The sequence below is a fragment of the Stenotrophomonas maltophilia group sp. Smal13 genome, assembly GCF_030236855.1.
GTDB classification, from domain to species: domain Bacteria; phylum Pseudomonadota; class Gammaproteobacteria; order Xanthomonadales; family Xanthomonadaceae; genus Stenotrophomonas; species Stenotrophomonas maltophilia_A.
Map to the genome: position 1 here is coordinate 1 of NZ_JASJSQ010000086.1, position 21,323 is coordinate 21,323.

At 65.8% G+C, this 21,323-nt stretch carries 17 protein-coding genes; 11 read left to right on the plus strand and 6 right to left on the minus strand.

What is annotated here, in order from left to right; genetic code table 11:
* The first annotated feature begins 331 nt into the window (after positions 1-331).
* Genes QRO95_RS20545 through QRO95_RS20555 form a run of 3 tightly spaced genes read left to right on the plus strand, consistent with a single transcriptional unit; the run spans position 332 to position 8,078 of the window.
* Positions 332-1,483 carry an efflux RND transporter periplasmic adaptor subunit gene (locus QRO95_RS20545; protein ID WP_182267641.1) on the plus strand — a complete coding sequence of 384 codons (1,152 nt, stop codon included), beginning with the start codon at positions 332-334 and terminating at the stop codon, positions 1,481-1,483.
* Positions 1,480-5,001 carry an efflux RND transporter permease subunit gene (locus tag QRO95_RS20550; RefSeq protein ID WP_404830374.1) on the plus strand — a complete coding sequence of 1,174 codons (3,522 nt, stop codon included), beginning with the start codon at positions 1,480-1,482 and terminating at the stop codon, positions 4,999-5,001. The genes QRO95_RS20545 and QRO95_RS20550 overlap by 4 nt, the downstream gene beginning before the upstream one ends.
* A complete protein-coding gene (locus QRO95_RS20555; protein ID WP_049423679.1) occupies positions 4,998-8,078 on the plus strand; it encodes an efflux RND transporter permease subunit in 3,081 nt (1,026 codons plus the stop codon). The genes QRO95_RS20550 and QRO95_RS20555 overlap by 4 nt, the downstream gene beginning before the upstream one ends.
* Before the next feature lie 224 nt (positions 8,079-8,302).
* Here QRO95_RS20555 and QRO95_RS20560 read toward each other — a convergent pair whose 3' ends face one another.
* The 6 genes from QRO95_RS20560 to ykgO form a co-directional block, all read right to left on the minus strand.
* Positions 8,303-9,523, minus strand: a complete 1,221-nt coding sequence (locus QRO95_RS20560) for a TraB/GumN family protein (protein WP_107432021.1) — start codon at positions 9,521-9,523, stop codon at positions 8,303-8,305.
* Between the two features lie 4 nt (positions 9,524-9,527).
* Entirely contained in the window at positions 9,528-10,058 is a 531-nt protein-coding gene (locus QRO95_RS20565) for a GNAT family N-acetyltransferase (RefSeq protein ID WP_107432020.1), read from the minus strand.
* A 14-nt stretch (positions 10,059-10,072) separates the two neighbouring features.
* A complete protein-coding gene (locus QRO95_RS20570) occupies positions 10,073-10,960 on the minus strand; it encodes a carbon-nitrogen hydrolase (RefSeq protein WP_285303392.1) in 888 nt (295 codons plus the stop codon).
* A gap of 162 nt (positions 10,961-11,122) precedes the next feature.
* Positions 11,123-12,160, minus strand: a complete 1,038-nt coding sequence (locus tag QRO95_RS20575; RefSeq protein WP_032130076.1) for an agmatine/peptidylarginine deiminase — start codon at positions 12,158-12,160, stop codon at positions 11,123-11,125.
* A 39-nt stretch (positions 12,161-12,199) separates the two neighbouring features.
* The gene (locus tag QRO95_RS20580; RefSeq protein ID WP_404830375.1) at positions 12,200-12,529 is read right to left on the minus strand and encodes a hypothetical protein; all 330 of its coding nucleotides are present in this window, start codon (positions 12,527-12,529) and stop codon (positions 12,200-12,202) included.
* Between the two features lie 146 nt (positions 12,530-12,675).
* Entirely contained in the window at positions 12,676-12,801 is a 126-nt protein-coding gene (ykgO, locus tag QRO95_RS20585; protein WP_005409283.1) for a type B 50S ribosomal protein L36, read from the minus strand.
* Between the two features lie 197 nt (positions 12,802-12,998).
* Between ykgO and cmk the strand changes: the two genes are divergently transcribed.
* From cmk to galU, 8 genes are all read left to right on the plus strand, one after another.
* On the plus strand, positions 12,999-13,676 hold the full coding sequence (gene cmk / locus QRO95_RS20590; RefSeq protein WP_032130077.1) for a (d)CMP kinase: 678 nt from the start codon (positions 12,999-13,001) through the stop codon (positions 13,674-13,676).
* Positions 13,677-13,874: 198 nt separating this feature from the next.
* A complete protein-coding gene (gene rpsA, locus QRO95_RS20595) occupies positions 13,875-15,560 on the plus strand; it encodes a 30S ribosomal protein S1 (protein ID WP_005416230.1) in 1,686 nt (561 codons plus the stop codon).
* 87 nt (positions 15,561-15,647) lie between these two features.
* Positions 15,648-15,953, plus strand: coding sequence for an integration host factor subunit beta (locus tag QRO95_RS20600; RefSeq protein WP_005409286.1), 306 nt, complete (start codon positions 15,648-15,650; stop codon positions 15,951-15,953).
* 77 nt (positions 15,954-16,030) lie between these two features.
* Entirely contained in the window at positions 16,031-16,315 is a 285-nt protein-coding gene (locus QRO95_RS20605; RefSeq protein WP_010484569.1) for a LapA family protein, read from the plus strand.
* 6 nt (positions 16,316-16,321) lie between these two features.
* Entirely contained in the window at positions 16,322-17,500 is a 1,179-nt protein-coding gene (gene lapB / locus QRO95_RS20610) for a lipopolysaccharide assembly protein LapB (protein ID WP_005416232.1), read from the plus strand.
* A gap of 3 nt (positions 17,501-17,503) precedes the next feature.
* Positions 17,504-18,493, plus strand: coding sequence for a glycosyltransferase family 4 protein (locus QRO95_RS20615; RefSeq protein ID WP_049399455.1), 990 nt, complete (start codon positions 17,504-17,506; stop codon positions 18,491-18,493).
* Positions 18,494-18,496: 3 nt separating this feature from the next.
* Positions 18,497-20,410: a nucleoside-diphosphate sugar epimerase/dehydratase gene (locus tag QRO95_RS20620; protein WP_285303393.1), complete on the plus strand. Its 1,914-nt coding sequence runs from the start codon at positions 18,497-18,499 to the stop codon at positions 20,408-20,410.
* A complete protein-coding gene (gene galU / locus QRO95_RS20625) occupies positions 20,407-21,285 on the plus strand; it encodes a UTP--glucose-1-phosphate uridylyltransferase GalU (RefSeq protein WP_019336276.1) in 879 nt (292 codons plus the stop codon). The genes QRO95_RS20620 and galU overlap by 4 nt, the downstream gene beginning before the upstream one ends.
* Positions 21,286-21,323: the final 38 nt, after the last annotated feature.

A 21,323-nucleotide genomic window follows, 5' to 3' on the forward strand; every position in this document is an offset into this window, starting at 1 on the left:
GCCGGGGCAGCGGCGGGAGCCGGGGCCGGGGCAGGTGTGGCAGGAGCAGGAGCGGGCTGTGCGGCGGCCCCAAGGGGCAGGAGGACGGCCAGAGCGAGACAAGCGGCGAGCGGCTGCGGGCGCATGGTGTCGTTTCCGGGGATTCGGGTCTGGTCGTTCCGGCGTGGGGTACGGAACGCCCCGAGTATAGCCCCAGGTTTCATCTAGCTGAAATGGGGGGCGGGCCGACCAGTGGCACGAAGACACCATGACCTTTGGGATATGGTGTTGCCGTGAAGTGGTGCATTACTTTGCTACCACACCTGTCCACGCATCCTCCAGGGATCTGACGATGTCGCACCCAACCTTCCTGTCCGGCCGTCGCAGCGGAATCTGCGCTGCCGCACTGCTGATCTCCACCTCCCTGCTGCTGGGCGGTTGCGCCGCAGGGCCCAATTCCGAAGCCAAGGCCGCCGAGACCAAGGAGGAGAAGAAGGTCGACGCGGTCCCGGTCGAAGTGGCCGTGGCCAGCCACCGTGCCGTCGCGGCCAGCTACACCGGCACCGCTGCGCTGGAGCCGCGTGCCGAGTCGCAGGTGGTCGCCAAGACCTCCGGCGTGGCGCTGGCGGTGCTGGTCGAGGAAGGCCAGCGGGTGACCGCCGGCCAGCCGCTGGTGCGGCTGGACCCGGACCGCGCGCGGCTGGCCGTGGCACAGAGCGAAGCGCAGATGCGCAAGCTGGAAAACAACTACCAGCGCGCGCAGAAACTGGTGGGCCAGCAGATGGTCAGCGCCGCCGACGTCGACCAGCTGCGTTACGACCTGGAAAACGTACGCGCGCAGTACCGCCTGGCCACGCTGGAACTGTCCTACACCACGGTGGTGGCGCCGATCTCCGGCGTGATCGCGTCGCGCTCGATCAAGACCGGCAACTTCGTGCAGATCAACACGCCGATCTTCCGCATCGTCGACAACTCGCGGCTGGAAGCCACCCTCAACGTGCCCGAGCGCGAGCTGGCCACCCTGCGCGCTGGCCAGCCGGTGACGCTGGCCGCCGACGCGCTGCCGGGCCAGAGCTTCACCGGTACGGTCGATCGCATCGCGCCGGTGGTGGATTCGGGCAGTGGCACGTTTCGCGTGGTCAGCGCCTTCGACGGCGCCGCGCACGCGCTGCAGCCCGGCATGTTCGGTCGCATCCGCATCGATTACGACCAGCGTGCCGATGCGCTGGTGGTGCCGCGCCTGGCGCTGCTCGACGATGGTGAGCCGGCGGTGTTCCGGGTGCGCGAAGGCAAGGTCGCACGCGTTCCGGTCAAGCTGGGTTACGCCGAGGGCCCGTGGGTGGAGATCCGTGATGGCCTGGCGGCCGGTGATCAGGTGGTCACCGCCGGCAAGGTCGCCCTGCGCGACGGCACCGCAGTGCAGGTGATCGCTGATCCGAAGGCAAAGGCGAAGACGGTCGCAGCGGCCGCCAAGCCGGCAGACAAGGCCGGGAGCACGCAATGACCGCCCCGGGCCACGACCACGGTGCCTCGCCGGCGAGCGACGGCGCCGCCGCTAGCATGCGCGGCGGCCTGGTGGAATTCGCCACCCGCCGCCGCGTGACCATCGCCATGTGCACGGTCACCCTGTTGCTGTTTGGCCTGATCGCGCTGGGCAACCTCAAGGTCAACCTGCTGCCCGACCTGAGCTACCCGACGCTGACCGTGCGCACCGAGTACACCGGTTCGGCGCCGACCGAAATCGAAACCCTGATCACCCAGCCGGTCGAAGAAGCGGTCGGCGTGGTCAAGAACCTGCGCAAGCTGAAGTCGGTCTCGCGCACCGGCCAGAGCGATGTAGTGCTGGAGTTCGCCTGGGGCACCAACATGGACCAGGCCAGCCTGGAGGTGCGCGACAAGATGGAAGCGCTGAACCTGCCACTGGAGGCCAAAGCGCCGGTGCTGCTGCGCTTCAATCCGTCCACCGAACCGATCATGCGCCTGGTGCTGTCGAACAAGGTGGCGCCGACCAGCGATGCCGATGCGGTCCGTGAGCTGACCGGCCTGCGCCGCTATGCCGATGAAGACCTGAAGAAGAAGCTGGAGCCGGTCAGCGGCGTGGCGGCGGTCAAGGTCGGTGGCGGCCTCGAGGACGAGATCCAGGTCGACATCGACCAGCAGAAGCTGGCCCAGCTGAACCTGCCGATCGACACCGTCATCAAGCGCCTGAAGGACGAGAACATCAACATCTCCGGCGGCCGCCTGGAGGAGGGTTCGCAGCGCTTCCTGGTGCGTACCGTCAACCAGTTCGCCGATCTGGAGGAGATCCGCAACCTGCTGGTCACCACCCAGGCGTCGAACGGCAGCGCGGCCGACTCGGCGTTGCAGCAGATGTTCAACATCGCCGCGTCGACCGGTTCGGCGGCAGCCATCGCGGCGGCATCGGCGGCGCAGAGCGCATCGTCCGGCGGTGGTTCCAGTGTGGTCGCCAACGGTGTGCCGGTGCGCCTGAAGGACGTGGCCACCGTGCGCCAGGGCTACAAGGAGCGCGAAGCGGTGATCCGCCTGGGCGGCAAGGAATCGGTCGAACTGGCGATCTACAAAGAAGGCGACGCCAATACCGTGTCCACCGCCGAAGCGCTGCGCAAGCGCCTGGAGCAGATCAAGGGCACGTTCCCGTCCGACGTCGAGATGACCACCATCGAGGACCAGTCGCGCTTCATCGAGCACGCCATCGCCGACGTCAAGAAGGATGCGGTGATCGGTGGCCTGCTGGCGATCCTGATCATCTTCCTGTTCCTGCGTGATGGCTGGAGCACGTTCGTGATCAGCCTGTCGCTGCCGGTCTCGATCATCGCCACGTTCTTCTTCATGGGCCAGCTCGGCCTGAGCTTGAACGTGATGTCGCTGGGCGGTCTGGCACTGGCCACCGGCCTGGTGGTGGATGACTCGATCGTGGTGCTGGAGAGCATCGCCAAGGCCCGCGAGCGTGGCCTGGGCATTCTGCAGGCCGCCATCGTCGGTACCCGCGAAGTGAGCATGGCGGTGGTCGCCTCCACCCTGACCACCATCGCGGTGTTCTTGCCGCTGGTGTTCGTCGATGGCATCGCTGGCCAGCTGTTCCGCGACCAGGCGTTGACCGTGGCGATCGCCATCGCGATCTCGCTGCTGGTGTCGATGACCCTGATCCCGATGCTGAGCTCGCTGAAGGGACGGCCGCCGCTGGCGTTCCCGGAAGAAGCGCCGAACGAACCGTGGCAACCGCAGAACCGCTGGCAGAAGCCGGTGGCACTGGGCCGTCGTGGTGCCGTGGCGACCGCGCGCTGGAGCTTCTACGCGCTGGCCTGGCTGGTGGTGCGGGCGTGGCGTGGCGTGGTGGCGGTGGTGGGCCCGGTGATGCGCAAGGCCAGCGATCTGGCGATGAAGCCCTATGCCGGTGCCGAGCGCGGTTACCTGCGCCTGCTGCCGAGCGCACTGGCGCATCCGGGCAAGGTGCTGGGTGTCGCCTCGATCATCTTCGTGGCGACCATGGCGCTGGTGCCGATGCTCGGTGCCGACCTGATCCCGCAGCTGGCGCAGGACTGTTTCGAGATGACGGTGAAGCTGCCGGCCGGCACGCCGCTGAAGCAGACTGATGCACTGGTACGCGAGCTGCAGCTGGCGCACGGCAAGGGCGAGGGCGTGGCGTCGCTGTACGGTGTCAGCGGCAGCGGCACCCGCCTGGATGCCAGCCCCACCGAGAGCGGCGAGAACATCGGCAAGCTGACCGTGGTGATGGAAGGCGGTGGCAATGCACGCACCGAGGCCGAGATCACCGAGCGCCTGCGTGACACCATGGGCCAGCATCCGGGGGCACAGGTCGACTTCGCGCGGCCGGCGTTGTTCAGCTTCTCCACGCCGCTGGAAATCGAGCTGCGCGGGCAGGACATGGCCACGCTGGAAGTGGCCGGCCAGCGCCTGGCGGCGATGCTGCGCGGCAACGCGCACTACGCCGACGTGAAGTCGACGGTGGAAGAAGGCTTCCCGGAAATCCAGATCCGCTTCGACCAGGAGCGTGCCGGTGCACTGGGCCTGACCACGCGCCAGATCGCCGATGTGGTGGTGAAGAAGGTCCGCGGTGATGTCGCCACCCGCTACAGCTTCCGTGACCGCAAGATCGACGTGCTGGTGCGTGCGCAGGAGGGCGACCGCGCCAGCGTGGAGAGCATCCGCCGGCTGATCGTCAACCCGGGCAGCACCCGTCCGGTCACGCTGGACGCGGTGGCCGAAGTGGTCGCCACCACTGGCCCCAGCGAAATCCACCGCGCCGACCAGACCCGGGTTGCGGTGGTGTCGGCCAACCTGCGCGACATCGACCTCGGCGCGGCCATGCGCGAGGTGCAGCAGATGGTCGCCGAGCAGCCGCTGGGTGCGGGCGTCGGCCTACACATCGGTGGCCAGGGTGAGGAGCTGGCGCAGGCGGCGAAGTCGTTGATCTTCGCCTTCGGCTTGGCGATCTTCCTGGTCTACCTGGTGATGGCTTCGCAGTTCGAATCGCTGCTGCACCCGTTCGTGATCCTGTTCACCATCCCGCTGGCGCTGGTCGGTGCGATCCTGGCGCTGATGCTGACCGGCAAGCCCATCTCGGTGGTGGTGTTCATCGGCCTGATCCTTCTGGTCGGCCTGGTCACCAAGAACGCGATCATCCTGATCGACAAGGTCAACCAGCTGCGCGAGGCTGGCGTGGCCAAGCAGGAGGCGCTGGTGGAAGGTGCGCGCTCGCGCCTGCGGCCGATCATCATGACCACGCTGTGCACGCTGTTCGGCTTCCTGCCGTTGGCGGTGGCGATGGGTGAGGGCGCTGAAGTGCGCGCGCCAATGGCGATCACCGTGATCGGCGGCCTGCTGGTGTCGACCCTGCTGACCCTGCTGGTGATCCCGGTGGTGTACGACCTGATGGACCGTCGTGGCGATGCGTATTACCGCGAACGTGGCCGCAAGCATGCCGGTGAAATCGAGCCGGGTGTAGTGAGCAGTGCGGCGGGTACGGAGGAACCGGCATGAGTGTGGCCGAGTTCTCCATCCGCCGCCCGGTCACCACCATCATGTGTTTCGTGTCGCTGGTGGTGATCGGCCTGATCGCTTCGTTCCGGTTGCCGCTGGAAGCGCTGCCGGACATCTCCGCGCCGTTCCTGTTCGTGCAGATTCCGTACACCGGCTCCACCCCGGAGGAAGTGGAACGGACCATCATCCGTCCGGTCGAGGAGTCGCTGGCGACGATGACCGGCATCAAGCGCATGCGCTCGTCGGCCACCTCCGAAGCGGCGCTGATCTTCATCGAGTTCAGCGACTGGGACCGCGACATCGCCATCGCCGCCTCCGATGCACGCGAGCGCATCGACGCGATCCGCAGCGACCTGCCCGACGACCTGCAGCGCTACAACGTGTTCAAGTGGTCCAGCAGCGACCAGCCGGTGCTGAAGGTGCGCCTGGCCAGCACCACCGACCTGACCACCGCGTACGACATGCTCGACCGCGAGTTCAAGCGGCGCATCGAGCGCATCCCCGGCGTGGCCCGTGTCGACATCACCGGTGCGCCGCCGAACGAGGTGGAGATCGCCATTGATCCGAACCGCCTCAACGCGCACGGCCTGAGCATCAATGAACTGAGCGAGCGCCTGCGCACGCTGAATTTCTCGATCTCGGCCGGGCAGATCGACGACAACGGCCAGCGCGTGCGCGTGCAGCCGGTGGGTGAGATCACCGACCTGCAGGAAATGCGCGATCTGGTGATCAACGCCAAGGGCCTGCGCCTGGGCGATATCGCCGATGTGCGCCTGAAGCCGGCGCGGATGAACTACGGCCGCCGCCTGGACGGCAACCCGGCGGTTGGCCTGGATATCTTCAAGGAGCGCAGTGCCAATCTGGTGGAGGTGTCGCGCGCGGCACTGGCCGAGGTTGAATCCATCCGTGCCGAAGCGTCGATGCGCGACGTGCAGATCAAGGTGATCGACAACCAGGGCAAGGCGGTGACCTCCTCGCTGCTGGAACTGGCCGAGGCCGGTGCGGTCGGCCTGATCCTGTCGATCACGGTGCTGTTCTTCTTCCTGCGCCATTGGCCGTCCACGCTGATGGTGACCCTGGCCATTCCGATCTGCTTCACCATCACCCTGGGCTTCATGTACTTCGTCGGGGTGACGCTGAACATCCTGACCATGATGGGCCTGCTGCTGGCGGTGGGCATGCTGGTCGACAACGCCGTGGTGGTGGTGGAGAGCATCTACCAGGAGCGCGAGCGCATGCCGGGGCAGCCGCGCCTGGCCTCGATCATCGGCACCCGCAACGTGGCCATCGCGCTCAGTGCCGGTACGCTGTGCCACTGCATCGTGTTCGTGCCGAACCTGTTCGGCGAGACCAACAACATCAGCATCTTCATGGCGCAGATCGCGATCACCATCTCGGTCTCGCTGCTGGCCTCGTGGCTGGTCGCGGTCAGCCTGATCCCGATGCTGTCCGCGCGCATGGCCACGCCGAAGCTGGTGCACTCGCAGACCGGCGTGATCGCGCGCCTGCAGCGGCGCTACGCGACACTGCTGGACTGGTCGCTGCGCCATCGTGGCTGGAGCCTGCTCGGCATCGTGCTGGTGGTGCTGGTCAGCCTGGTGCCGATGAAGCTGACCAAGGTCGACATGTTTGGCGGTGACGGTGGCAAGGACATCTTCATCGGCTACATGTGGAAGGGCGCCTACACCTACCGGCAGATGTCCGAGGAAGTGGCGCGTGTGGAGAACTGGATCGACGCCAACCGCGAGCGCCTGCACGTCAAGCAGGTGTATTCCTGGTACAGCGAGCAGGAAGGCAGCTCCACCGTGGTCACCCTGGACGAGAAGTACGCCAAGGACATCAAGGCGCTGCAGGAAGAGCTGCGCAAGGGCCTGCCGAAGTCGGCCCGCACCGACTACTTCGTTGGCAACCAGGGCGGTGATGGCGGCGGTGGCGGCAACCAGGGCGTGCAGGTGCAGCTGGTCGGCGACTCCAGTTCGATGCTGCAGGAGATCGGCCAGGAAGTGGTGCCGCTGCTGGCCCAGCGCGCCGAGCTGCGCGATGTGCGCATCGACAACGGCGAAAAGGGTGGTGAACTGAAGGTGCGCGTCGACCGCGAGCGTGCGGCGGCGTTCGGCTTCAATGCCGAACAGGTAGCCAGCTTCGTCGGCCTGGCGCTGCGCGGTGCACCGATGCGCGAGTTCCGCCGCGGCGACAACGAAGTGCCGGTATGGGTGCGCTTCGCCGGTGCCGAGCAGAGCAGCCCGGAAGACCTGGCCGGTTTCAGCGTGCGCACCGGCGATGGCCGCAGCGTGCCACTGCTGAGCCTGGTCACCGTCGACGTTGGTTCGTCAGCCACCCAGATCGGACGCACCAACCGCCAGACCACGCTGACCATCAAGGCCAACCTGGCCGAGAAGGTCACCGCGCCGGATGGCCGCAAGGCGATGGAGTCGGTGCTCAAGCCGATGAACTTCCCGGCCGGCTATGGCTTCACCTTCGATGGCGGTGACTACGGCAACGACGACGAAGCGATGCAGCAGATGGTGTTCAACCTGCTGATCGCGCTGGTGATGATCTACGTGGTGATGGCGGCGGTGTTCGAGTCGCTGCTGTTCCCGGCGGCGATCATGAGTGGCGTGCTGTTCTCGATCTTCGGTGTGTTCTGGCTGTTCTGGATCACCGGCACCTCGTTCGGGATCATGTCCTTCATCGGCATCCTGGTGCTGATGGGTGTGGTGGTGAACAACGGCATCGTGATGATCGAGCACATCAACAACCTGCGGCGCGGCGGCATGGGACGCACCCAGGCGCTGGTGGAGGGCTCACGCGAGCGATTGCGGCCAATCATGATGACCATGGGCACGGCGATCCTGGCGATGGTGCCGATCTCGCTGACCAGTACGCAGATGTTCGGCAACGGCCCGGAGTACGCGCCGATGGCGCGCGCGATTGCCGGCGGCCTGGCGTTCTCGACCGTGGTCAGCCTGCTGTTCCTGCCGACGATCTATGCAGTGCTGGATGACCTGCGCAGTGCGGTCACGCGACTGATCCGCCGCGCCCGCGGTCTGGAGATCGTGCCGGGTACCCCGGTGTAGTGGTCGAGCTTGCTCGACCGTAATGCGCGCCAACGTGTTGTGGTGTGGGGGAGGCCGGTCGTAGTGGGGCGGCCTCCCCCTTTTTTTGATGTTCTGCGCAGAGCATGCTCGGCCGATCTTTACGGTCGGCGTAAAGCGTGCCAACCAAGGTTGGCACCTGCCGGTCGCGCGCGCAGACGCCGTGCGGCCGGTAGCGCCGGGCCATGCCCGGCGGGGCGTTGCAATCAACCGGCGACCTTGCCCCACACCTTGAACGTGGTCAGCCACAGGCCCAGCATGCTGCCGATGTTGGTCAGCATGAAGGTCAGCACCACGCGGGTGACGCGGTTGCGATACCAGCCCTTCAGGCTCTGCGCATCGTCGCGCAGCTTCAGGAAGTCCTCATACGCCGGCTTGCGCAGGCGCGCTTCCACCAGGGCCGAGAATGCGCCGGTCGGGATGCTCAGGCGGAACGGCTTGAACGGCGCCACCGCGATCGCGGTGAGGATGCTCAGCGGATGGCCGCCGGCCAGCAGGCAGCCCAGGCCGGCGAGGCCGCCGGTATACATCGCCCAGGTTGCCAGCAGTTCGGTGCCCACGCCCAGACCACCGCGGTAGAAACCTACGCCGATGCCGGTCGCTACGATGGCCAGGATGCCCAGCGTGAACCACGGAATGTTGCGCTTCTTCGGCACCGCTTCCAGCTCGGCGCGCAGCGGTGCCGGTGCTTCGGTGTCGGTTTCCAGGTAGCGGGCCAGCCCGGCAAGGTGACCGGCACCGACCACTGCCAGCACCTCACGCTGCTGCGGATCGTGTTCTTCGCGCAGGCGCGTGGCCATGTAGCGGTCACGCTCGCCGATGATGGTCTCGTACAGCGCCGGGCTCTCGCTGGCGAACTCGCCGAAGCTCGACTCCAGCATGTCGCCCTGCTTGAGCTTCTCGATCTCGTTTTCGCCCACTTCCTCGGATGAGAACAGACCTGCGCCAAGCCCGGCGACCAGCTTCAGCTTGCCGAAGAAGCCCAGCCGTTGCGAGGCACGGCGGAAGGTCAGGCCGACTTCACGGTCGATCAGGTGTACCGGCAGGTTGCGCTCGCGCGCCAGTTCCACCGCGCGCTTCAGTTCGGCGCCCGGCTCGATGTCGAGCTGTTCGGCCAGGCGGCGCTGGTAGGCGGACAGGGCCAGGTTGGCGGCGAACAGGGCGACGCGGCCCTTGCGGATCACCTCGACCAGGTCGAGCTTGGCCAGGGTGTCCGGGTCGCTCAGGGCCTGCAGGCGCTGTGGGTCCAGTTCAACGGCAACGGCATCGAAGCGGCCGCTGTCGATGGCTTTTTCCACCGCCTCGACGCTGGCGCGGGAGACGTGGGCAGTGCCCAGCAGGGTATAACGCACGCCGTCGCGTTCAACGACGCGCACCGGCTGGCCGGCGAACAGGTCGTCGCCGGTTTCGGGAAGGGTTTCGGTCATGGGTTCATTCATTGGAAGGTGCGGTGTCGGCGCCATCGCCGAGCGCGCGCTGCATCTGCACGGTATCCAGCCAGCGGCCGTGCTTGCGGCCAAGGCCACGGAACACGCCGACCAGCTCGAAGCCGAAGCGTTCGTGCAGCTTGATCGACGCGGCGTTGGTCGGTTCGCCGATCACGGCCACCATCTGCCGGTAACCACGCGCCACGCAGGCATCGATCAAGGCCTGCAGCAGGCCGGTGCCCACGCCCTGGCCCTGGAACGCGGCATCGACGTAGACCGAGTTCTCCACGGTCCACTGGTAGGCAACGCGGGTGCGGTAGGTGTTGGCGTAGGCATAGCCGGCCACCTGGCCGTCGATCTCGGCGACCAGGTAGGGGAAGCCGCGATCGATGATGTCGCGCATACGGCGCAGCATCTCGGTCGCGTCGGGGATGTCGTACTCGTAGGTGTTGACGAAGTCGGTCACTTCCACCGCGTAGATCGCGGTGATCGCGGCGATGTCGGCCGGGCCGGCATCACGGATGAGGACGGCCATGCGCGGGCTCCGGCTCAGTCGATGTAGCGCTTGAGCAGGTCACCGTACGCGTCGATGCGGCGATCGCGCAGGAACGGCCAGATGCGGCGCACGTGCTCGCTGCGCTGCAGGTCGACATCGCACAGCAGCACGGTGGCGTTAGTGCCGGCTTCGGCCAGGAATTCGCCCTGCGGGCCGAGCACGTGGCTGTTGCCCCAGAACTGGATGCCCGAAGCACCCAGCGGCGAGGCTTCGTGACCGACGCGGTTGCAGCTCAGCACCGGCAGGCCGTTGGCCACGGCGTGGCCGCGGTGGCTCAGCACCCAGGCGTCGCGCTGGCGGGTCTTCTCGTCCTGCACGTCGTCCGGGTCCCAGCCGATCGCGGTCGGGTACAGCAGCAGCTCGGCGCCGGCCAGCGCCATCAGGCGTGCCGCTTCCGGGTACCACTGGTCCCAGCACACCAGCACGCCGAGGCGACCCACCGAGGTATCGATCGGCTTGAAACCGATGTCGCCCGGGGTGAAGTAGAACTTCTCGTAGAAGCCCGGATCGTCCGGGATATGCATCTTGCGGTACTTGCCGAGCAGCGTACCGTCCTTCTCGAACACCACCGCGGTGTTGTGGTACAGGCCGGCAGCACGGCGCTCGAACAGCGAGCCGACCAGCACCACGCCATGCTTCTTCGCCAGCGCGCCGAGGCGCTCGGTGCTCGGGCCGGGGATCGGCTCGGCCAGGTCGAACTCGTCCACCGATTCGTGCTGGCAGAAGTACGGGCCGTTATGCAGTTCCTGCAGCAGCACCAGCTTGGCACCCTGCGCAGCCGCCTCGGCCACGCGTGCTTCGATCACCGCCAGGTTGGCGGCGGCATCACCGTGGTTGCGCTCCTGGATCAGGGCGACGGTAAGGGGGCTGCGCGAGTTCATGCGGGGCGTTCCTGCGGGGGAAAACCTGCATGTTAGCGCGGATGGGCGGCGACGGCGTGTCGCGCGCTGAATGGGTGCTGGTAGTGCCGGCCGCTGGCCGGCAACCCCGTCAATCCATCAGGCATTGCATGGTTGCCGGCCAGCGGCCGGCACTACCCATCCTCAGGCCTTCAACAACCCGGCCGGCAGCTGCATGGTGATGCAGTGCAGGCTGCCGTTCTGCCAGATCAGCGAGCGGCAGGGCACCTGCACGATCTCGCGGCCCGGGTGCGCCTGCGCCAGTACATCGCGGGCCAGGTCGTCGGCCGGATCGCCATAGGCCGGCATCAGCACCGCACCATTGACGATCAGGTAGTTGGCGTACGACGCAGCCAGGCGGCGGCCTTCGTCGATCACCGGCTGTGCCCACGGCAGCGGGAACAGGCGATACGGCTGGCCGTCCTTGGTGCGCAGCGCGGCCAGCTCATTGCCCATCGCCTGCAGTTCGGCGTAGTGCGAGTCGCTCTCGTCGTCGCAGGCCTGGTAGACGATGCTGTCAGCCGAGGCGAAGCGGGCGAGGGTATCGATGTGCGCATCGGTGTCGTCGCCTTCCAGGTAGCCGTGGTCCAGCCACAGCACGCGGTCCTGCTGCAGCCAGTCGGCCAGGTCGGCGCTCAGGCTGGCGCGGTCGCGGTCCGGGTGGCGCTCGTGCAGGCACTTCCAGGTGGTCAGCAGGGTGCCTTCGCCATCGGTTTCGATGCCGCCGCCTTCCAGCGCGAACGGAATGCTGCGCACCGGTGCGTCGTTGAACACGCCGGCCTGGTCGAGCACGCCCACCAGCTGGTCATCCAGGGTGGCGTCGAACTTGCCGCCCCAGCCGGTGAAGCGGAAATCCAGCAGCTGGAAGCCGCCGTCGGCACGGCGCAGGGTGATCGGGCCGGAGTCGCGCAACCAGGTATCGTCGTAGGCCGCCGTGGTGAAGTGGACCTTGTCCATGTCGATGCGGTTGGAGCGCAGCCGCATCTCGGCATAGGTCTCCACATCGTCGTCGGCCACGCAGATCAGCACCGGCTGGAAGCGGGTGATGGCCGCGACCAGCGCGATGTAGGTCTCTTCCACCTGGCCCAGGCGGTCGGCCCAGTCGGTGTCGGCGGTGGGCCAGGCAATCAGGACGCCGCTCTGGGCTTCCCACTCGGCAGGAAAACGAAGGGTCTGGTTCATGGTCTCGCTACACAGGCCCGCCCAGGGCGGGTAAAGGGATCAACGGATCGGCGGTTTCGGGCCGATTTCGTTCGGGTCCGCCTGGTTGGCCACCACGTCGATCACCTTCTGCTTCTCGAAGTAGACGGTGAACTGCGGGTACACCCAGCGGTTGATGGTCGGCCATTGCCGCTTCTGCCCGCCACGCGGCTGCAGCTGCTCGCTCGGCGCGCCGAACTGCGCCTGTACCTGCTGCATGCTCTGGCCGCGCACGGGCAGGGCACCGGCCGGCTTCTCGCGGGCACGGTCGACAAGCAGGGTATCGGCCAGCGCCGGCGTGGTGGCGGCCAGGGTGGCCATCACGGCCAGGGCGGACAGGTAACGCTTCATCTCGATCTACTCCCCAGTGGTCAAGAAAGGCGATTACAGCAAAAACGGCAGGAAAAAGCCGCATAAACAAAAAACCGCCCGAAGGCGGCTTTTTGCATCGGGTCGGCCCCGCGTAGGGCCAGCCGCAGCCGCGAAGGCTGTTGGGCTTAGCGCTGACGCGCCTTGAAACGCGGGTTCGACTTGCAGATGACGAAGATCTTGCCACGACGACGCACGACCTTGCAGTCACGGTGACGGGCCTTCGCCGACTTCAGGGAGGACAGGACTTTCATGGCATACCTCGGCGTAAACAGTAGTTGTTCGGGTGGAGCGTGGCCGCGATATGCGAAAGACAATCGGCAGTTGACGCTCGTTCAAGCCCGCCATTCTACCGGGCTTTTCCTCGTGGTTTCAAGTGGTTGCACAAAAGATCCCATTGGGGGCGTCTGACAGGGGCTAGAATGACCCCTTCACACGCTCTGGGAACCCCATGAATCCACTCGCTCCCGTCCTGACCATCGACGGCCCTTCAGGGGCTGGCAAGGGTACCATCAGCCGCATCATCGCGCGCCGGATGGGCTGGCATTACCTGGATTCGGGCGCGCTGTACCGGGCGGTGGGCGTGGCCGCGAGCTGGGCCGACATCGATACCTCCGATGCCTCGGCGCTGGTCCGCTGCACCTTTGATACCCACGTTCAGTTTGTCGAGCAGGGTGAAGCCATGCGGGTCATGGTGAACGGGACCGATGCCACCGACGAGCTGCGCCTGGAGACCACGGGCGCACTGGCCTCGGCCATTGCGGCCATCCCGGAGGTCCGTGCCGCCCTGAAGGAGCGCCAGCGCGCATTCAGGGAGCTGCCGGGCCTGGTCGCCGACGGCCGTGACATGGGCACGGTGATCTTCCCGGACGCCTCCTACAAGGTCTTCCTGACCGCCAGTGCCGAGGAGCGCGCCGAGCGCCGGCATAAGCAGTTGAAAGACAAGGGGGTTTCTGTTAACTTTGATGACCTCCTGCGCGAGATCATGGCCCGCGACGCCCGTGATGCTCAGCGTACCGTGGCGCCCCTGAAGCCGGCAGACGATGCTGTCCTCATCGACACCACAGGCATCGGCATCGCAGATGTCGTTGCCAGAGTGATGGATCTGCTTCCGGTTCCGGCTGCCTGATCCGTTCGCGCGGGAGCACTGCCAGCAGCATCGGTGGTGGTCGCGCATAGCAGTGCTGTACCAGCTCCGTCGCGCAATGATGCGTGGCGGTTTTCCTACTACACACGACCTGCGTTTCCGGGGTCGACCAACAGGCGGGCGGTCGCCATTCCCCTGAAGGGGACGCCACCGACCCATGTGTCCAACAGAGTAAATCTAATGACCGAATCATTTGCCGAACTGTTTGAAGCCAGCCAGGCCAATCTGGCCAAGCTGAAGCCGGGCGCCATCGTCAGCGGTACCGTTGTTGAAGTCCGCGGCGACGTCGTGGTGATCAACGCTGGCCTGAAGTCCGAAGGCATCGTGCCGATCGAACAGTTCCGTAACGACGCTGGCGAAATCGACGTCGCCGAAGGCGACATCGTCAAGGTCGCCCTCGACTCGATCGAGAACGGCTTCGGCGAAACCGTCCTGTCGCGCGAGAAGGCCAAGCGCGCGATGGTGTGGGACGAGCTGGAAGAAGCGTTGGAAAAGAACGAAACCATCACCGGTCGCATCAGCGGCAAGGTCAAGGGTGGTTTCACCGTGGACATCAAGGATGTCCGCGCCTTCCTGCCGGGTTCCCTGGTCGATGTGCGCCCGGTGCGCGATCCGGCCTACCTGGAAGGCAAGGAACTCGAGTTCAAGCTCATCAAGCTGGACCGCAAGCGTAACAACGTCGTGGTCTCGCGCCGCGCTGTCGTCGAAAGCGAGCACTCGGAAGAGCGCGAGCAGCTGATGGACAAGCTGCAGGAAGGCGCGATCCTGAAGGGTGTCGTCAAGAACCTGACCGATTACGGCGCGTTCGTGGACCTGGGCGGTATCGACGGCCTGCTGCACATCACCGACATGGCGTGGAAGCGCGTGCGTCACCCGTCGGAAGTCGTGAACGTCGGCGACGAGCTGGACGTCCGCGTGCTGAAGTTCGACCGCGAGCGCAACCGCGTTTCGCTGGGCCTGAAGCAGCTGGGCGAGGATCCGTGGGACAACATCGGCCGTCGTTACCCGGCCAACAGCCGCGTCTTCGGCAAGGTCTCCAACGTCACCGATTACGGTGCGTTCGTTGAGATCGAGCCGGGCGTCGAAGGCCTGGTGCACGTCTCCGAGATGGATTGGACCAACAAGAACGTCAACCCGTCCAAGGTTGTCCAGGTTGGTGATGAAGTCGAAGTGATGGTGCTGGACGTCGATGAAGAGCGTCGCCGTATCTCGCTGGGCATGAAGCAGGTTGCCGCCAATCCGTGGGAAACCTTCGCTGCCACCCACAAGAAGGGTGACAAGGTGTCGGGCCAGATCAAGTCGATCACCGACTTCGGCATCTTCATCGGCCTGGACGGCGGCATCGACGGCCTGGTTCACCTGTCCGACATCAGCTGGAACACCACCGGCGAAGACGTCGTTCGCAACTTCAAGAAGGGCGATACCCTGGACGCCGTCGTCCTGGCTGTCGATCCGGAGCGCGAGCGCATCTCCCTGGGCGTGAAGCAGCTGGAGCAGGATCCGTTCGGCCAGTACATGGCTGCCAATCCGAAGGGCTCCAAGGTCGAAGGCGTGGTGAAGGAAGTCGACGCCAAGGGCGCGATCATCGAGCTGGCTGACGGCATCGAAGGTTACGTCTCGGCACGCGACATCGCCAACGAGCGCGTTGACGACGCCACCCAGCACCTGAAGGTCGGCGACAAGGTCGAAGCCAAGTTCGTGGGCATGGACCGCAAGGGCCGTACCCTGCAGCTGTCGATCAAGGCCAAGGACGACGCTGAAATGCGCGAAGTGCTGGAGGAATACCAGTCCTCTTCGGCTTCCAGCGGCACCACCCAGCTGGGCGCGCTGCTGCGTGCACAGCTGAACGGCAACAAGTCCGAGTAATCGGCCTTACGCTGTTCGTTGTTTCCTGGACGGCCCGGGCATTGCCCGGGCCGTTTCAGGCTGAGATACCCCTGATGTGAGCCGGTAATGACCAAATCCGAACTGATCGAAATCCTTGCGCGCCGCCAGGCGCACCTGAAGGCCGATGATGTCGATCTGGCGGTGAAGTCGTTGCTGGAAATGATGGGCGGATCGCTGTCCGCCGGGGATCGCATCGAAATCCGTGGTTTTGGCAGCTTCTCGCTGCACTATCGTCCGCCGCGCCTGGGTCGCAACCCGAAGACCGGCGAATCGGTTGCCCTGCCGGGCAAGCACGTCCCTCATTTCAAGCCGGGCAAGGAACTGCGTGAGCGGGTCAGCAGTGTGCTGCCGCTGGACGCCGATCCGGCCTGAGCCTCCCGTCGCGCCACCGCGTGCGAATCCAGCCGCGAGTCGGATAAGCTACGGACTCCTGCCACTGGAGCTGTCGCATGAAGGTTTTTCGTCTGCTGGTCCTGCTGGCGGTTCTGATCCTTGGATTGATCATCGGTGCGGTCAACATGACCGCGATGTCGATCAACCTGCTGTTTACCCAACTGCATACCTCGGTGGGCGTGGCCCTGATCGCCGCGCTGCTGGTGGGTGTCATCGTCGGTGCCGGCCTGGTGCTGGTGAGCGTGGTCATTCCGCTCTACAGCCAGTTGCGCCGCGCCAACAAGTCCGCTGTCGCCACGCCGGCACCGGTTGCTTCCCCCCAATCTTTTGATGGACGCTGATCGAAGATGGATTTCGTCACCGAGTGGTTCTGGTTCTTCCTGTTCGTTCCGCTGGCCGCACTGGCCGGGTGGGTGATCGGACGGCGTGGTGGTCAACGCCACGGTGACAGCCAGGTCAGCCGCCTGTCCAGCACCTACTTCCGCGGCCTGAATTACCTGCTCAACGAGCAGCCGGACAAGGCCATCGAGCTGTTCCTGCACATCGCCGAGCTGGACAAGGAAACCTTCGAGACCCAGGTCGCGCTGGGCCACCTGTTCCGCCGCCGCGGCGAAGTCGACCGCGCCATCCGCCTGCACCAGGGCCTGGTCAACCGCCACGACCTCAGCGATGCGCAACGCGTGCAGGCGCTGCTGGCACTGGGCGAGGACTACATGAAGTCCGGCCTGCTGGACCGCGCCGAGACCGTGTTCACCGAACTGGCCCAGCTGGATCAGCGTGCTCCGCAGGCACTCAAGCACCTGATCGGTATCTACCAGGCCGAGCGCGACTGGGAAAAGGCGATCGACAACGCGACCCGTTTCGAGGACGTCACCGGCGAGCCGATGGGCAAGCTGATCGGGCAGTTCGAGTGCGAACTGGCCGAACGCTTCCGCGGTGCTGGCAAGCTGGAAGAGGCGAGGGCAGCGATTGCCCGGGCCTACCAGGCCGATGCGATGTCGGTACGTGCCGGCATCATTGAAGGACGCCTGGAAACCGATGCCGGCAATCCGGAAGCGGCCGTGCGCGCCTTCGAGCGTGCCGCGCGCAACGACCCCGAATACCTGCCGGAGCTGCTGCCGGCGCTGATGCAGAACTACCGCAAGGTCGGCGATCTGGCAGGCGCACGCGCGTTCCTGTCGGAGATGACCGAGCACTACCGCGGCATCGCCCCGGTGCTGGCGCTGACCCGCCTGATGGAAGAGCAGGAGGGCGTGGCCCCGGCCCGTGCCTACCTGGGCCGCCAGCTCAAGGATCGCCCGTCGGTGCGTGGCGAGTCCGCGCTGATCGACCTGACCCTGGCTGAAGGCGCCGATTCCACGGCGACCCTGCACGACCTCAAGCACATCACCGACCAGTTGCTGGTGCGCAATCCGGCCTATCGATGCACCCGTTGTGGTTTCGGTGCGCGCACCCACCACTGGCAGTGCCCGAGCTGCAAGGAGTGGGGTACGGTCAAGCCGCTGCTGAACTACGCGGTGCTCTGATCCATGCCGTGGCTCGTGATGGGCGCGCTGCTGGGCCTGGCCCTGCTGAGTGCGGCACTGACCTGGGCGGCGCGGGGCTACGCGCTGCGGCGGCAACTGTTTGACCAGCCGGGCGAGCGCCGCAGCCATAGCGTGGCGACCCCCCGCGGCGGCGGCATCGCCATTGTCATCAGCCTGCTGGTGACCGCCGGTGTTGCCATGTGGGCCTGGCCCGAAGCGCGTCCGAGCCTGCTGGTCGCCAGCCTTGGCCTGGCGCTGGTGGCGGGTATCGGCTGGTGGGACGACCACCGGCCGCTGCCGGCCATGCGCCGCCTGATGGTGCACTTCATCGCCGCCGCGCTGCTGGCCGCGCTGGTCAAGGTCCACGGTGGCAGCTGGCTGCTGGCCGTACTGGTCCTGCTGTTCACCGCCTCGCTGATCAACATCTGGAATTTCATGGATGGGATCAACGGCATCGCGGCCAGCCAGGCCATTGTGGTCGCGCTGGGGCTGGCGCCGCTGCTGCCCTGGCCGTACTCGCTGGCGGCGGTCGCGTTGGGCCTGGCCTGCCTGGGCTTCCTGCCGTTCAACTTCCCGCGGGCCCGGATCTTCATGGGCGATGTCGGAAGTGGCGCGCTGGGCTACGCGGTGGCGGCAGTGCTGGCACTGGCCAGCGTCAAGACCGACATCCACTGGATCCTGCTGCTGGTGTCGGCATCGCCGTTCCTTGTGGACGCGGGCTTCACACTGCTGGCGCGCATCATTTCCGGACAACGCTGGATGGAACCCCATACCCAGCACGTCTACCAGCGCGCGGTGCAGGCAGGAGCCAGTCACGCCCAGGTAACAGGGATGTACTTTGCTTTGGGCCTGTTCAGTATTACAGTGCTTAATGTCTGCTCCAATTTGCAGCCGAGGTGGGAGGCTGCCGTGGCGATCGCGTGGTTCATTGCGCTGAGCGTCCTCTGGCTCCTCCTGCGCAATGGATTGCGCCACCCAAAAGGAAATACCTGACTTATGGCTTCACCCTGGCGGGACAGAATCCTCGGCCTGATGCCGCGTTCGGCCATCGTCTGCCACGACCTGTTCATGGTCTGGGCATGCTGGCAGCTGCTCCACGCGGGGCGGTATTCGATCCTGGCCAACGCCCCCGAGCTCCCTCTCTGGAACGTTGACACCACGCTGGTGCTGCTGCTGCAGGGCATGGTGTTCTGGCGCGTGGGCCTCTATCGGGGCCTGTGGCGGTTCGCCAGCGTCAGCGACCTGCTGAACATCTTCAAGGCCAGCTTCATCGGCATGGTCGCCATCGTGCTGGTGCTGATGTGGAAGCGCTTCGACGGCGTGCCGATGTCGGTGCTGGTGATCTATCCGTTCGCGCTGTCGGCGCTGCTGGGCGCGCCGCGCCTGCTGTACCGGGCCTGGAAGGACTATCAGGCACTGCAGTCGGACTCGTCCGCGCGCCGCGTGCTGATCCTGGGTGCCGGCCAGGCCGCCGAGACCCTGGTCCGTGACCTGCGCCGTTCCGGTAATTTCGAGCCGGTCGGCCTGCTGGACGATGCGCCACACCTGCGCGGCGCCAAGCTGCAGGGCCTGCCGATCCTCGGCACCCTGGACGATGCGCCGACAGTGGTCCGGGAGACGGCGGCCAAGCTGCTGGTGATCGCCATTCCGTCACTGGACGCGGCGGGCATGCAGCGGATCGTCGCCATCTGCGAAAGCACCGGCGTGCCGTTCCGCACCGTGCCCAAGCTCAGCGACATCCTGCAGGGCCAGTCGCTGCCGGGGCAGCTGAAGGAAGTGGCGATCGAGGATCTGCTGGGCCGCAAGCCGATCATGCCGGACTGGAACCTGATCCGTGGCTGGCTGGGCGGGCGTACGGTGATGGTCACCGGTGCCGGCGGTTCGATCGGCTCCGAGCTTTGCCGCCAGTGCGCACGGCATGGTGCCGGCCGCATCATCCTGCTCGAGATCAGCGAACTGCTGCTGCTGACCATCGAAGGCGAGCTGCGGCGAAGCTTCCCCGATGTCGAGATCGAAGCGGTGCTGGGCGACTGCGGTGACCCGGCGGTGATCCGCCACGCCCTGTCGCTGCATCCGGTCGACACCGCCTTCCATGCGGCTGCCTACAAGCACGTGCCGGTGCTGGAGCGGCAGCTGCGCGAAGCGGTGCGCAACAACATCCTGGCCACCGAGAACGTGGCCCGCGCCTGTCTGGAAGCGCGCGTTGAGCATTTCGTGTTCATCTCCACCGACAAGGCGGTCGACCCGGTCAATGCACTGGGCGCCAGCAAGCGCTATGCGGAGATGATCTGCCAGAGCCTGGACCAGAAGTCCACGCATACCCGTTTCGTTACGGTGCGCTTCGGCAACGTGCTGGCCTCGGCCGGCAGCGTCGTGCCGCTGTTCCGCGAACAGATCCTGCGTGGCGGTCCGGTGACCGTCACCGACCCGGAAGTCAGTCGCTACTTCATGACCATCCCGGAGGCCTGCCAGCTGATCCTGCAGGCGGCCGCTTCGGCATCGCATGGTGCGATCTATACGCTCGACATGGGCGAGCCGGTGCCGATCCGCGTGCTGGCCGAGCAGATGATCCGCCTGGCCGGCAAGCAGCCGTCCAAGGACATTCCGATCATCTACACCGGGCTGCGTCCGGGCGAGAAGCTGCACGAGACGCTGTTCTATTCGGACGAGGACTACCGTTCCACCGCGCACCCGAAGATTCTCGAGGCCGGTGTACGTACGTTCTCGCGTGACCTGGTGCTGGGCAATGTCCCGCGCCTGCGCGATGCCGTGGCTGGTTACGACACGACCAGCATCCAGGAGATCCTGTTCGCGACGATGCCGGAGTTCTCTCCCATCGAACAGGATGCTTACATTTCATCCGCTAAAGTCGTGCCCTTTCCGGCACGTGAGGCCAACAGGCACCAATGAGCAAGCGAATTCGCAAGGCAGTTTTTCCAGTGGCAGGGCTCGGGACGCGCTTTTTGCCGGCAACCAAGACGGTTCCGAAGGAAATGTTGCCGATCATTGATCGTCCGCTGATCCAGTACGCGGTCGATGAAGCGATTGAAGCCGGTTGCGACACGCTGGTGTTCATCACCAACCGCTACAAGCATGCCGTGGCCGACTACTTCGACAAGGCCTACGAACTGGAGCAGAAGCTCGAGCGCGCCGGCAAGCAGGAGCAGCTGGAGATGATCCGCCATGTGCTGCCAAATGGCGTGCGCGCGATCTTCGTGACCCAGGCCGAAGCACTGGGCCTGGGCCATGCGGTGCTGTGCGCCAAGGCCGTGATCGGTGACGAGCCGTTCGCGGTGCTGCTGCCGGACGACCTGATCTGGAACCGCGGCGACGGCGCACTGAAGCAGATGGCCGATCTCAACGAGGCCAGTGGTGCCAGCGTGATCGCCGTTGAAGACGTGCCGCACGACAAGACTGCCAGCTACGGCATCGTTGCCACTGATGCGTTCGACGGCCGCAAGGGTCGCATTTCGCAGATCGTGGAGAAGCCGAAGCCGGAGGACGCACCGAGCGACCTGGCGGTGGTTGGCCGTTATGTGCTGAGCCCGAAGATTTTCGAGTTGCTGGAACAGACCGGCAGTGGTGCCGGTGGCGAGATCCAGCTGACCGATGCGATCGCGCAGCTGCTGAAGACCGAAGAGGTCGATGCCTACCGCTTCGAGGGCACCCGCTTCGACTGCGGCACGCACCTGGGGCTGGTGGAGGCGACGATCCGCTTCGCGCTGGACAACCCGAAGCTGGCAGGGCCGGCGCGGGAGAAACTGACGGCGATGTTGGCGGAATAAGGTTTATCAAGCGCTCCGTGTTGCGCCTTGATTGATAC